This window comes from Gilliamella sp. B3464 (assembly GCF_026536145.1).
Classification (GTDB): domain Bacteria; phylum Pseudomonadota; class Gammaproteobacteria; order Enterobacterales; family Orbaceae; genus Gilliamella.
This window is the reverse complement of sequence record NZ_JAFNOQ010000002.1, coordinates 302,889-316,364: the sequence shown is the minus strand read 5'-3', so window position 1 is coordinate 316,364 and position 13,476 is coordinate 302,889. Positions and strand designations below refer to the sequence as shown.

At 34.8% G+C, this 13,476-nt stretch carries 16 protein-coding genes and 1 tRNA gene; 10 read left to right on the top strand and 7 right to left on the bottom strand.

The annotated features are described in order from the left end of the window. Window positions 1-23 precede the first annotated feature (23 nt). From J3U57_RS03770 to tusA, 6 genes are all read left to right on the top strand, one after another. Window positions 24-971: a PilN domain-containing protein gene (locus tag J3U57_RS03770; protein ID WP_267343750.1), complete on the top strand. Its 948-nt coding sequence runs from the start codon at window positions 24-26 to the stop codon at window positions 969-971. Beyond that, a complete protein-coding gene (locus tag J3U57_RS03765) occupies window positions 964-1,437 on the top strand; it encodes a hypothetical protein (protein ID WP_267333207.1) in 474 nt (157 codons plus the stop codon). The genes J3U57_RS03770 and J3U57_RS03765 overlap by 8 nt, the downstream gene beginning before the upstream one ends. Continuing rightward, the gene (locus J3U57_RS03760) at window positions 1,434-1,802 is read left to right on the top strand and encodes a hypothetical protein (RefSeq protein WP_267333206.1); all 369 of its coding nucleotides are present in this window, start codon (window positions 1,434-1,436) and stop codon (window positions 1,800-1,802) included. Before J3U57_RS03765 ends, J3U57_RS03760 begins: the two co-directional genes overlap by 4 nt. Further along, complete coding sequence (locus J3U57_RS03755; RefSeq protein WP_267343751.1) at window positions 1,795-3,123, top strand: secretin N-terminal domain-containing protein; 1,329 nt, start codon at window positions 1,795-1,797, stop codon at window positions 3,121-3,123. Before J3U57_RS03760 ends, J3U57_RS03755 begins: the two co-directional genes overlap by 8 nt. Before the next feature lie 127 nt (window positions 3,124-3,250). Then, the gene (locus J3U57_RS03750; protein ID WP_267333204.1) at window positions 3,251-4,057 is read left to right on the top strand and encodes a Cof-type HAD-IIB family hydrolase; all 807 of its coding nucleotides are present in this window, start codon (window positions 3,251-3,253) and stop codon (window positions 4,055-4,057) included. Window positions 4,058-4,074: 17 nt separating this feature from the next. Continuing rightward, window positions 4,075-4,311, top strand: coding sequence for a sulfurtransferase TusA (tusA, locus tag J3U57_RS03745; RefSeq protein WP_267343752.1), 237 nt, complete (start codon window positions 4,075-4,077; stop codon window positions 4,309-4,311). Window positions 4,312-4,344: 33 nt separating this feature from the next. On the opposite strand, the gene J3U57_RS03740 is transcribed toward tusA, so the two are convergent. Continuing rightward, complete coding sequence (locus tag J3U57_RS03740; protein WP_267333202.1) at window positions 4,345-4,752, bottom strand: protein YgfX; 408 nt, start codon at window positions 4,750-4,752, stop codon at window positions 4,345-4,347. 262 nt (window positions 4,753-5,014) lie between these two features. On the opposite strand from J3U57_RS03740, the gene J3U57_RS03735 reads away from it, so the two are divergent. The 4 genes from J3U57_RS03735 to J3U57_RS03720 all read left to right on the top strand — a co-directional run bounded on the left by J3U57_RS03735 (window position 5,015) and on the right by J3U57_RS03720 (window position 8,528). After that, window positions 5,015-7,546 carry a PBP1A family penicillin-binding protein gene (locus J3U57_RS03735; protein WP_416379648.1) on the top strand — a complete coding sequence of 844 codons (2,532 nt, stop codon included), beginning with the start codon at window positions 5,015-5,017 and terminating at the stop codon, window positions 7,544-7,546. A 14-nt stretch (window positions 7,547-7,560) separates the two neighbouring features. Further along, complete coding sequence (gene rsmD, locus J3U57_RS03730) at window positions 7,561-8,124, top strand: 16S rRNA (guanine(966)-N(2))-methyltransferase RsmD (RefSeq protein WP_267343753.1); 564 nt, start codon at window positions 7,561-7,563, stop codon at window positions 8,122-8,124. After that, window positions 8,124-8,381 (top strand): DUF1145 domain-containing protein, encoded by a 258-nt coding sequence (locus tag J3U57_RS03725; RefSeq protein WP_267333200.1) that lies wholly within the window; start codon window positions 8,124-8,126, stop codon window positions 8,379-8,381. Before rsmD ends, J3U57_RS03725 begins: the two co-directional genes overlap by 1 nt. Window positions 8,382-8,452: 71 nt before the next feature. Further along, window positions 8,453-8,528, top strand: a tRNA-Gly gene (locus J3U57_RS03720). 272 nt (window positions 8,529-8,800) lie between these two features. Here J3U57_RS03720 and J3U57_RS03715 read toward each other — a convergent pair. From J3U57_RS03715 to J3U57_RS03690, 6 genes are read right to left on the bottom strand one after another with little or no spacing between them, the layout of a single operon-like run. Next, on the bottom strand, window positions 8,801-9,199 hold the full coding sequence (locus J3U57_RS03715) for a hypothetical protein (protein WP_267343754.1): 399 nt from the start codon (window positions 9,197-9,199) through the stop codon (window positions 8,801-8,803). Between the two features lie 19 nt (window positions 9,200-9,218). Continuing rightward, window positions 9,219-10,385, bottom strand: a complete 1,167-nt coding sequence (locus tag J3U57_RS03710; RefSeq protein ID WP_267343755.1) for a hypothetical protein — start codon at window positions 10,383-10,385, stop codon at window positions 9,219-9,221. 20 nt (window positions 10,386-10,405) lie between these two features. Then, the gene (locus tag J3U57_RS03705) at window positions 10,406-11,224 is read right to left on the bottom strand and encodes a PoNe immunity protein domain-containing protein (RefSeq protein WP_267343756.1); all 819 of its coding nucleotides are present in this window, start codon (window positions 11,222-11,224) and stop codon (window positions 10,406-10,408) included. A 6-nt stretch (window positions 11,225-11,230) separates the two neighbouring features. Continuing rightward, window positions 11,231-12,049 (bottom strand): PoNe immunity protein domain-containing protein, encoded by an 819-nt coding sequence (locus tag J3U57_RS03700; protein WP_267343757.1) that lies wholly within the window; start codon window positions 12,047-12,049, stop codon window positions 11,231-11,233. 6 nt (window positions 12,050-12,055) lie between these two features. Then, the gene (locus tag J3U57_RS03695; protein ID WP_267343758.1) at window positions 12,056-12,874 is read right to left on the bottom strand and encodes a PoNe immunity protein domain-containing protein; all 819 of its coding nucleotides are present in this window, start codon (window positions 12,872-12,874) and stop codon (window positions 12,056-12,058) included. A gap of 6 nt (window positions 12,875-12,880) precedes the next feature. Beyond that, entirely contained in the window at window positions 12,881-13,471 is a 591-nt protein-coding gene (locus tag J3U57_RS03690; protein ID WP_267343759.1) for a PoNe immunity protein domain-containing protein, read from the bottom strand. Between the last annotated feature and the right edge of the window lie 5 nt (window positions 13,472-13,476).

The window sequence follows — 13,476 nt, the reverse complement described above, 5'->3', positions numbered from 1 at the left end:
TAAATTACATGAGCTGCTAATTGATGAAGATTATAAATAAATATCGAGTGGTTATGTTTGTTGAGCCATCAATCATACGATATAAAGTAATAAACAACCGGGATCGATTAACAGCTTCATTGTCTGAAGATTTAATGGAATATCCTTATCAGAATTTTGTTGATATTGACCTATTGCTCAGTGCATTACAAGAAAAGTTACCTACACTTGCTTCTTTTGAATTAAATTTGCATGAAGATTATATTCAATCCACTAAACTTGAACTTCCCCAAGTTAAATTAAATTTAAATGAAATACTTTTATATGTTGAAGCCTCTATCTATAAACTGTTTGAAATGCCAGCCAGTCACGCGTTTTTTGATTTTGTTTATTTGGCTAAATCACAAAAACAATTAATGGTTGCGATTTGTGATCGTAAATATGTGAATCAATGGGTTGAGCTATTTAAAAAACATCATTGTCGGTTGAGTTTTATCGGTTGTGTTTTTAAACAGTATAAATTCAATTTTTTACCTTGGAGACAGTCAAAACATAAATCACAAAAACTTTATTTAGCAATGACTACATTAAGTTTAATTGGAATTTTGAGCTGCCAATTTTGTTATTGGTGGCTGCAAGTTAGCAGCGAATTAAATTATTATTTAACACAATGTTCTAATCAACAAATAATTAAACAAAACTTAGCTCATCAGCTCTCAACATATAAGCCCGATCCTTCACCGAGTCAACAGCAAATCAAATGGTCATTATTATTGATTTCACAGCTTTTACCACAAAATATTTGGTTGACCTCGTTTACTTATACCCCCAATAAAGTGAGTTTATTAGGTCATAGCTTCAACTATAAAGATATTACAGACTTTAATTTAAATTTATTACAGCAAGACCTTATTGAACAAGGACACGTTAAAACGATCAGTAATGATAATCAAAGTTTATTGTTTGATATGGATTTAAAGCTACATGAATAATGATTTTTTTTATAGACCATTTTGGCAACAATATTTAATTTGCATTTTATTTCCTATTATTGCGTTTTTAATAGGCTATTTAGTTTTAATTGAGGATATACAAAATGAGTCAATAAAACAGCGTGCGTTATACCAAGAACAGTTGCAACAAATTGCATCATCGAAACTAAAAATTGCGCGTTATCAGGCAGGAAAACAACATGCATTACGCGTGATTAATCAAAATCAACTCGCATATTTTATCGAGAAAAATCAATTGGTATTAAACATGTTTAAATATCATCAAACGGATACGGGTGTTAGGTGGGAAGTTGGACTTAAAGGTAATTTTAGTCATTTTATTCATTTTCTATCCGAACTCAATAATGAATATTTTTATTTGGATTTTGAAAGTTTAACTATCACCAATCAAGAAACGTATCTTCAAATTATTTTTACGTTATTGTTCAAAAAGGAGAAGGAGTGAAAATCAACTTTTTTATAGCCCAATGTTTATTATTGATTAGTGCTTTTTCTCGCGCTGATAATGAAGTAAATCGTGATCCTTTTTTACCTTCTCAACAAGTGACGTGTAGTGAACAACAAGAGAGTTTACTAAAGCAGATCAAAGTCTGGCAATTTAAAGGGATAGTAGCTCAGGTGAATAATTCTTATCATCAAATTTGGCTTTATTCTGAAAATCAGTGGTTATCAATCACCGATGATATTGTGCCACATGTGTTATTTCCTTGGTTTATCCAATCTTTGCAAAATAATCAAATGATATGGCAGGCAAATCTTACGAACTATTGTCATGACACAGTGCAATGGATGATGCAATTAAATGAATAGTACACAAATGATGTGTTTTTTTCATCAAATTTTAAATGAAGTGAAATTAAAATTAAAGGTTGTCGGTTTGGGTCTGTTGATAATGATAGTCGTGACTACCAAGATTGATGCCAATCAAATCACGGCTGATCGATCATCTGATTTGAGCATCTCAAACAAGGTTTCAATTAATTTTTATCAAACTGATATTGCTATCATTTTACAGGCTTTGGCTGACTGTAAAGCATTAAATTTAGTTATGGCTGATGATTTGTCTGTGAAGCAAACTATTAAATTACGTGATGTGGAATGGCAAAAAGCTTTAGATATCACTCTTCGATCAGCAAATTTACAGGCAAAAATAGAGGAGAATATTTTATTCATTTCCAAAGCTGACGATCCTGAACAGTTAAGACAAAAACGGCAAGCTGAGATGAAGCAACAAGAGCAAACACAAGCACTAAAAGCACTTTCTATTGCCGTTAACCATGCCGATTTGACTACATTAATCGATGCCATTAAGCTGCAGGGCTTATTATCGGAACGAGGTAGTGTTATGATGGATAAACGGACAAACTCATTAGTCATCACCGACATTTCAAAGCAATTGGATCTGATTAAAAAACTGGTTGAAGTTATTGATAAACCTATGCCACAAGTCCACATATCAGCACATATTGTCACAATGAGTGATGAAAGTATGGATGAGCTTGGTATTAAATGGGGATATGCGGGGGGATCCTCACAATTACTAGATAAGTTTGATGTTGGGCTTGGTGTGATTAATTCAACTTCAACGTTAGGATTTAACTTAGCAAAACGTTCTGGGAGTTTACTTAATTTAGAACTGTCAGCATTAGAATCGGAAAATCAACTTGAAATTATTGCTAGCCCTAATTTATTAACTGCCAATCAAAATACGGCGTCTATTAAACAAGGAACAGATGTGCCTTACGAAGTATCAAGTGGTAATAATGGTGCAACGACAATAGAATTTAAACAAGCTGTTTTAGGTTTAGAAGTCACACCTAAAATACTTGACGATAAAAAAATGATTTTGGACTTGTATATTACACAAAACACTACTGGTCGTTCTATTAAACGCCGTGATGGTGGGGAAGCATTAGCGATTGATACGCAAGAAATTAAAACACAAGTTATGGTGAAAAGTGGTGAGACTGTTGTACTAGGGGGGATTTTTCAACAGTTAAATGATAAAACTAAACGTGATGTGCCCGGTGTTAGTGAAATTCCATTGGTCGGTAACTTATTTAAATATAAAGGTAAAAAACAACAAAAAAGAGAATTAGTTATTTTTATAACCCCACAATTAGTTGAGTAAATGCCAACAGCGTTGTATTATACAAGGTCTTATTTTTGATGGTTTACTTTGCTTATAATTTATTATATTCAAATTATAAGGTTTTTATTCATCATAATTACAACTTATTATTACTATAGAGAATATTATGTTTCGTGTTGTTGCTTCTGATCTGGATGGTACTTTATTAACGCCTAAGCATAGCTTGTCACCTTATACAAAAAAAGTGCTTCAAGCTTTACGTCAAAAAGATATTCATTTTGTTTTTGCAACTGGGCGTCATCACATAGATGTCGCGCAAATGCGTGAAAATATGGAAATTGATGCTTTTATGATTACATCTAATGGTGCTCGGGTACATGACAGTGCAGGTAATTTAGTTTTTAGTCAAAGCATTAAACCAAGTTTAGCCAGCGAACTTGCTAAAGAATGTATTGATGATCCACTAGTTTATACCCATGTTTATCGAGGGGATAATTGGCTTATCAATAAAGAAGATACTTATTCTCTTAGCTTTTTTCGTGATACTGATTTTACTTATCAGTTTTTTAATCCACTTGATTTTGCAACTGATGATATTGCTAAGATCTACTACACAACAAGTGGCGATGAACTCCACCCACACTTAGTAAAAATCAAAGAAAGACTTGATGCAAAATATGGCGATAAAGTAAGTATCACATTTTCGTCATTGAATTGCCTTGAAGTTATGGCGGAAAATGTATCAAAAGGTAGTGCACTTAAAAAAGTCGTTGAAAAGTTGGGGCTCGAATTAAAAGATAGTATCGCTTTTGGTGATGGCATGAATGATGTTGAGATGTTATCTTTGGCAGGTAAAGGTTGTATCATGGAAAATGCTAGTGCTGATTTAAAGCAAAGATTACCTAACTTAGAAGTCATTGGATCAAATGTTGATGACGCTGTTCCTCATTATTTGAGTCATTTATTTCTTTAAAAAATCTGAATAATTTTATGAATCTTAATTTTGATAAAGAACTTAATACGTTAGGATTACGATGTCCTGAGCCTATTATGTTAATTCGAAAAACGATTAGAGAACTTGAGATAGGTCAAGTTCTTCATATTGTAGCTGATGATTTTGCCACAACGCGTGATGTGCCAAGTTTTTGTAGGCATATGGATCATGAGCTATTAGCATCTCAAATAGAATCGGAACCTTATCACTATTGGATAAGAAAATCGCATTAATATTTGTTAACAATTTAATGAATACGATTCATATTAATCAATCAATTCAATTTGAAACAAATAATAACGTAGCGTTCGCCAATCGTTAGGTATTAGATGATCTGTCATCAATAATAATGTACATCGTTTACCATTATGACGTGATTGTAAATTAAGAATTATCATATAGCGAAGCAATAAAGGTTTGCGTAATAAATACCAACGTTGCTTATGCCAATATATCTGGTTGATATGGTGAAATAAAGCAAATTCTCCTTTTATTGTTTTGCAATAGCGTAGCGCTCGAAACCATTCGATAACCAAGATTAATGTCACAATAAAGGTATAACTATTTAATGTGGTATGAGCAAATTGTAATAAACACAATATGACTAACATCAAATAAAAAATTGAAAAAATAGCAATTTGTTGATAAGAATTCGTCAGTTTTGTGCTCCACATATTAATACCTCGATCTTGATAAAACAGGATTATTACATGGTATTGTTAAAAATTGCTTAAAATTAAGCTTAATATGGGAGATAATATCCAGAATTATGTTATTTTTATCATATAGATGTGTAATTACCAAAAGCGCTGGATGACTAAATTAATGATATATTTATTCACAACTATATGAATTAAAACATTTTAGGGTAACAAATATAGCATTTGTTGCCCATATTTTATTTAAAAATTAAATTAGGAATAATTTGTGATATTAATTAGAGTGTTGAAATTTATTCTAAAACTTTTAATCGGCTGCTTTCTTTGTGGTTTAATTATTGGGATCGCTGGATATGCCTATTATTCAAAGGATTTACCCGATGTTGCGACATTGAAAGATGTGCGCTTACAAACGCCAATGCAAGTATTAAGTAAAGATGGTGAATTGATTGCTATTTTTGGTGAACGTCGACGCACTCCATTGAAGTATGATGAAATTCCGCCCATTGTGGTTAATGCCGTGATTGCCACCGAAGATGCGCGTTTTAATGAACATTTTGGTATCGATCCTATTGGTATTGTCAGAGCAATGTATATTGGCGTGAAACAGAAAGGCTTTTCACAAGGTGGTAGTACTATCACTCAACAAGTGGCAAAAAACTTTTTTTTAACGCCAGAAAAAAGTATCTCACGTAAAGTAAAAGAGATGATTTTAGCGATTCGTATGGAAAAAGAGTTATCAAAAGAAGAGATCATGGCGCTCTATCTTAATATGATTAACTTTGGTTCCCGCGCTTACGGCGTTGCTGCTGCTGCTTATACCTTTTTTGGTAAAACCCCTGATCAGTTAACTATCGATGAAGCTGCATTATTGGCAGGTTTACCTAATGCACCTTCGGCTTTTAATCCAATATCTCATCCTGATCGCGCTTTGACAAGGCGTAATTGGGTTTTAAGTCGTATGCTTGATCAATCCTATATTACCCAAGCTCAATTTGATGAAGCGATAAAAAAACCATTAAGTGTGAGTTATCATTCACCACAGATAGAATTTTCAGCCCCTTATGTTGCTGAAATGGCACGACAATTTATGTATGATAAATTTGGTGAAAATGCTTATACTGACGGTTATAAAGTCTATACAACTATTTCCAAAACAGACCAAATAGCCGCAACTGAGGCCGTCCAAAAAAATATTATTGATTACGATATAAGACATGGTTATCGTGGTGCTGAAAAAATATTGTGGAAAAGTAACGAACCCCCATTGAATGCAGAACAAATTCAGCAAGCGTTAGATAAATATATTTGTTACAACCAAATGTGTCCAGGGGTTGTTATGCAATCTTCCGACACCGAAGCCAAAGTTGTTTTATCCGATAAAAGTGATATTAAAATATTATTTGCTGGTATGAAGTGGGCTCGTCCATTTATTAGTGATAACCAACAAGGTGCGTTTCCCAAAAAAGTATCGGATACACTAAAACCAGGTCAATTAATTTGGGTGAAAAAATCAGGTGACAATTGGGATTTAGCACAAATTCCTGCGGTAAATGCGGCACTAGTCTCTTTAGATTCTGATAATGGTGCTATAAAAGCAATTGTCGGTGGTTATGATTATAATTTAAGTAAATTTAATCGGGCAACACAAGCGCTACGTCAATTAGGTTCAAACATCAAACCCTTTATTTATACAGCCACGTTAGAACAAGGTTTGACTATGGCTACCTTGCTCAATGATGCGCCTATTGTGCGTACCAGCGGTAGTCAAATATGGCAACCTAAGAATTCCCCTCCAAATTACGCAGGACCACTTCGTTTAAGAATTGGTTTAGGGATGTCTAAAAACGTGATGATGGTTAGAGCGTTAAGGGCCATCGGTATTGATTACGCAGCAAGTTATTTGGAGCGTTTTGGTTTTCCGAAAGAAAACATTTCACATAATGAATCTTTAGCACTTGGATCAGCATCATTTACGCCGTTACAAGTGGCAAGAGCTTATTCGGTTATTGTTAATGGTGGTTATTTGATTTCACCTTATTTAATTGAAAAAATTGAAGAAAATAATGGTGACAGCGTGATATATCAGCATCAACCTTTAATTGCTTGTCACAATTGTCAGGATGATGAAGTCTCTAATGACTCAAAACATCTATCCCTTAATAATGTTGAAGATGTCGCTAATGAGTCAGGTAATGAAGAGCCTGAACAAGCCAATCTTAAATCTGATGATAAATTGATATTACCAGACATTAATGATGCTAATAAAACAAATGATAATACACCTAAATATGCGCCTCATACTATAAATAGTGGTATTGCATTTATTATGAAAGATGGCCTACGCTCTATCGTCTTTGGCGGCTCAGATTGGCAAGGCACGGCTTGGCGTGTTAAAGCTCTAGGTCGAAAAGATGTGGGAGGAAAAACAGGTACGACCAATCAGTCCAAAGATGTTTGGTTCTCAGGATTTGGTGGGAATATTGTTACAACTGTTTGGATGGGATTTGATGATCATCGCAGGGAATTAGGACGCACTTTCCGAGCCGAAGCGGGCGCTGTGACAGCAAATCCGGTGTGGGTTGATTATATGAAAGTAGCATTAAAAGATGTGCCAGTACAGGAAGATGTACAACCTGAAAATGTTATCTCTGTCACGATCGATCAAAAAACAGGATTACTCCCTAATCCTGGTGCGAAAACCATGTCAGAGTATTTTATTAAGGGAACTGAACCTACAACATATGCGACACAAGAAGTCGGTACCAGTGTGACTGATTCACAAGGTAATACTTCAGAGCTATTCTAACTTAAGGATTTTAAATGAATGGTTCGATAAGAATTATTGGTGGCAAATGGCGTGGGCGTAAATTGCCAGTTCTAAATAAACAAGGTTTGCGTCCAACCACCGATAGAGTAAAAGAAACATTGTATAACTGGTTAATGCCAGTTATACATAGTAGTGAGTGTTTAGATTGTTTTTCGGGAAGCGGATCATTAGGTTTTGAAGCTGCATCGCGCGGTGCGCAAAGTGTTACTTTACTTGAGAAAGATAAACAAACAGCTCAACTATTAATCAAAAACACACAACTGTTAGCAAGCACAGCTATTGATGTTTGTCATACTGATACTTTACAGTGGCTTAATCGTTCAGCTTATAAACAATTTGATATAGTATTTATCGATCCGCCTTTTCATCAAGCTTTAGTGGTAAAAACCATTAGCCAGCTTGAAGAGAATGGTTGGTTTAAACCTTCTGCTTATATCTACATTGAAACTGAAATAAATTATAATGTCATGAATGATATTCCATGTAATTGGTATTTACATCGCGAAAAAACCGCAGGGCAGGTGCACAGCTACCTTTTTATACGAGAAGACGTTTAATGTTTATATTTATTGGTAAAGTTTTATATTCCTTAATTTGGTTGTTTTTTTTATTTAATCTTATCTATCCTTATCCAAGACCGGCAAACATTGTAGCCTATGTTGGATTAATCGCTTTTGCTATAACCCATGGTTTACAAGCATGGATGTTACAATCAACGATGACAAACCAAGAAAAAGAGCAGGACAAATATAAAGCACTTCGTCTTTTTATTTTTGGTGTTTTTGAATCACTTAGCTGGAAACAAAAAAAATAGAGAAAAAAGTGGTTGTCAGATACAAAAATTTTTGTATAATGCTCACCACTTCTTTAGAAGTCTCCAAATATGCGGGAATAGCTCAGTTGGTAGAGCGCAACCTTGCCAAGGTTGAGGTCGCGAGTTCGAACCTCGTTTCCCGCTCCAATATAACATCGAGTATAGTCCATTAAAGTCCACAAAGCTTAGAATTCGCAAGTGATTTAACGGTTTTACTTTTCAGTATAGAATAGAGTCATCCAAGAGAATTTAGCCCAAAAAATGTGTTATTGTAGTAATGTATTTTCTGAACAGTTCGTCTAAATATTGACTAGCTATCTAGGCAGCAGCACATTACTGGAGCTACAAGGAACTTCTTGTATCGAGTTAGATGATATGTCCACGCCAAAACAAAATATAATGACTTCGCGTAGCTTTGGTCAGTTAACCGGTGAGTTATTTGATTTACAGGAAGCTATCTTCAATGGTATAGGTTTTACGGGCACAGTAGGGACACCAGCGCCCAAGTTGAATGAAACTCGCTGCGCGTTGTCACCGATGTCCCTTAGCGCATTGCATTGCCATGTGACTTTATCATTCATGGTGGTGTAGTGTTTTTCTAAACATAATCCACCTCGAGCAGCCGCTAAAGCCTGTAAATCTGCTTGTCTATGGCGTTTTTTGCCATTAATCGCACTACACAGTGCTTTGGAATATTCGGGGGTGCTTTGTCCTTTAATACTCGGCCACTTGGCAAGTGAGTGTAGGATTTTTTGTTGTAAGGCGGTTAGTGCATGTTTGAGGGCACTGCCGCAATCGGGGGGAAGTGTTAAAGTCATAATAAACCACTCAACTAATTCACTCCGTTACATTATCATCTATGGGGGGCGATACTACGGTAAACCATAGATTATCCAGAATACTCGCTACTACAAGTTGTGTTTGTTGTGTTTTTGTTACAGCTTGTGTTGTTAAAGCAAGGAGTAACCAATAACTTAATGCTTTACTGGGATGACCGAAATAGGTATCTAACGGATAGATTGCAGGGTACTCCATTTCACTAAGTATGATGTCATATTCAAAAAATAATATTCTCAAATCCGCTACAGCTTTTTCATCGAATTGACTATACCAAAGTTGTTGAATATGACTAAATGCGGGTTGAATTTCATGCATTTGTGTAATTGCCATAGGAAATTCATCCCGATTTGTTTGCATTGATCGTAAAACGTAACTTTGCGCACGTAAATTCGGGATGTTTGTGTATAAAGACTCATTAGCCAGTAATAAAGCACTCATAAATGCAGAACTATCGGTTGACAGTGCATTATCTGCAATAATCAAATAGAGCATAGGCTCTTTATTATCGATGAGCTGATTAATATCATCCTGCTGTGAACCAAATATTGACTGATAATCAAACTCAAGAGGAAGACTTCCGCCTAATTGCTTATATGCCTGTCGAATCAATTTTGTTTGTTCAATGTGGTATTCAGGCGAACCTAGTAATAACACCTTAAGTGTATAGTTATTGCCTATTTGATTTAAATAGTCATAAAAATTAGCGAATATCCATTCATAGGATTCAAGATAAAATCTGTGATTAGTTTTACGAAAACTAAAAAGTTCATGGGCAGAAAAATGCAATTGACCTTGATTTTTTAATAGGTCATCAACTGATAAATCTTGAGGCGTAATGACAACACTACCAAGCACAGCCAACGATTGCATTGACCATTCTTGCCATTGCCTATTACGGTTTTTGATTTGTTCATCCCAAATTTTGATTTTTTCCTCTTCTAAACCATACAAAAAAATGCGTACACTAAATAGCAATCCCGTTACAAATAGTGTAATACCACTAAGAATCACAATAAAAAGTGTATTATTGCTTACACTCACAGAAGTAACAAACAGCATAAAAAATAATACACACACAAATACCAGTAGCATGATACTGATCCAGTTCCACAGTCTAATTGGCTTAGGTGTTGGTAGTTTTGCAATATCTGTTTTAGTCCACACGTTTTAATTCCTATCTTTCTTTAGGCTATTGATTGACTACGTGCATACTCCACCATATCTTTAGGGTAGTACATAAAGCGGTGTAACGTACTGTCATCAATATTTTTTAAATACGCAACAGCAGCGGCTTCAAAACACCAGTAGCCATAAAATGAGCAACAATCTCGCGAGTCGCCTTGTTGCAATAAATGACTATCAATATAGACATAGCCTGCTTTACGTAATCCATCGTACCAACGGCGTAAGTATTCATCTAAGAACTTTAAGGTATCTTTAGGTGTTTCTGCATGAATCGCTTTATAAAGGGGGTTGCGAAAGCTCAGTTCTCGTGGCGTTTTTGCTTCGGTAATCGGATAGTTAGGAATTTTCATAGCAATCAGACTATCTAACGCTTTTTCTCGATTTTCTTTGTCAAAATCAACAGCTTTAACAATGGTTTCAAACCAATCTTGGCGGTCAAATAAAATAGCTAAACCTAATAGATTCGATAATGTTTCCGTTTCAAAATACTCAGTTAAAATTGTAATTTCTGCCTTGTCATCTGGGTGAGCATGATTATATCGGTTAACGTGATCAATTGTATTTTCGGTATAATTTATTACTGTGTCCATCGTCGGCAATAAATCAGCAATCGGTTTACCTACTGTATAATCAAGGCATAACTGTTGATAATAAAGATCTATCATTGATTCCATAAAAGGATCTTTAATAGATTGTATCTTTTTTTTAAACTCTTTTATCTCCCAATTAAACCTTTCTTGAACATATGGATAAAAATCTTCATCTAATAGTTTCTGGCGGCGTTGTTGTTCAAATTCGGATAACTCAGAATCAGTCATTTTCAATTAAGCTCCATGATTTGCCCGTGCATACTCCACCATATCTTTTGGGTAGTACATAAAACGGTGTAACGTACTGTCATCAATATTTTTTAAATACGCAACAGCAGCAGCTTCAAAACACCAGTAGCCATAAAATGAACAACAATCTCGCGAGTCGCCTTGTTGCAATAAATGACTATCAATATAGACATAGCCTGCTTTACGTAATCCATCGTACCAACGACGCAAGTATTCATCTAAGAACTTTAAGGTATCTTTAGGTGTTACAGCATGAATCGCTTTATAAAGGGGGTTACGAAAGCTCAAAACTTTCGGCGTTTTTGCTTCGGTAATCGGATAGTTAGGAATTTTCATAGCAATCAGACTATCTAACGCTTTTTCTCGATTTTCCTTGTCAAAATCAACAGCTTTAACAATGATTTCAAACCAATTTTGGCGATCAAATAAAATAGCTAAACCTAATAAATTTGATAATGTTTCCGTTTCAAAATACTCAGTTAAAATTGTAATTTCTGCCTTGTCATCTGGGTGAGCATGATTATATCGTTTAACGTGATCAATTGTATTTTCGGTATAATTTATTATTGTGTCCATCGTCGGCAATAAATCAGCAATAGGTTTACCTACTGTATAATCAAGGCATAACTGTTGATAATAAAGATCTATCATTGGCTCCATAAAAGGATCTTTAATAGATTGTACCTTTTTTTTAAATTCTTTTATCTCCCATTCAAACCTTTCTTGTACATAAGGGTAAAAATCTTCATCTAATAGTTTCTGGCGGCGTTGTTGTTCAAATTTGGATAACTCAGAACCAGTCATTTTCAATTAAGCTCCATGATTTGCCCGTGCATACTCCACCATATCTTTGGGGTAGTACATAAAGCGGTGTAACGTACTGTCATCAATATTTTTTAAATATGCCACGGCAGCAGCTTCAAAACACCAATAACCATGGAATGTGCAACAGTCTCGTGAATCACCTTGCTGTAATAGATGAATATCAATATAGACATTGCCTGCTTTACGTAATCCATCGTACCAACGGCGTAAGTATTCATCTAAAAACTTTAAGGTAGCTTTAGGGGTCTCGGCATGAATTGCTTTATAAAGTGGATTTCTGAAACTGAACTCTCTGAAAGTTTTTGATTCGGTAATCGGATAGTTAGGAATTTTCATGGCAATGAGACTATCGATAGCTTTCTCTCGATTTTCTTGATCTAAATCGACGGCTTTTACAATAATTTCAAACCAATCTTGGCGTTCAAATAAAACACATAGGCCTAATAGATTAGAGAGAATTTCAGATTCAAAATATTCTGTTAGAATAGAAATATTCATTGTGTCATTTGGATTAGCTAAATTATGTCGATCTACAAAACTGATTGAATTTTTTGTATATCCAATAATAATTTCTAGGCGAGAAAATAATGTCGAGATTGGTTTGCCTACAGTGTAATCTAAACAAAACTGTTCATATTGAGCATTTATCATCGACTCAACAAAAGGGTCTTTAGTCTGTTTTATTTGTGTTTCAAATTGATTTATTAACCAATTTAGATTATTTTGTACATAAGGATAAAAATCCTCATCTAATAGTTTCTGACGGCTTTGTTGTTCAAATTTGGATAACTCAGTATCAGTCATTTTCAATTAAGCTCCATGATTTGCCCGTGCATACTCCACCATATTTTTTGGGTAGTACATAAAACGGTGTAACGTACTGTCATCAATATTTTTTAAATACGCAACAGCAGCAGCTTCAAAACACCAGTAGCCGACAAACCAGCAACAATCCCTAGAATCGCCCTGTTGTATTAAGTGGCTATCAATATAAACATTGCCTGCTTTACGTAATCCATCGTACCAACGGCGTAAGTATTCATCTAAGAACTTTAAGGTATCTTTATGGGACTCGGCATGAATCGCTTTATAAAGGGGGTTGCGAAAGCTTAGTTCTCGTGGCGTTTTTGCTTCGGTAATCGGATAGTTAGGAATTTTCATTGCAATGAGACTATCGATAGCTTTCTCTCGATTTTCTTGATCAAGGTCGACAGCTTTAACAATGGTTTCAAACCAGTCTTGATGTTCAAATAAAATAGCTAAACCCAGTAAATTCGATAACATATCTGTTTCAAAATACTCGGTTAAGACAGTAATATTTATGTAATCATCTGGGTTAGCATGATTATAGCGCTCAACATGATCAATTGTGTTCTGAGTATAGTTTATTACTTTTTCCATAGTTG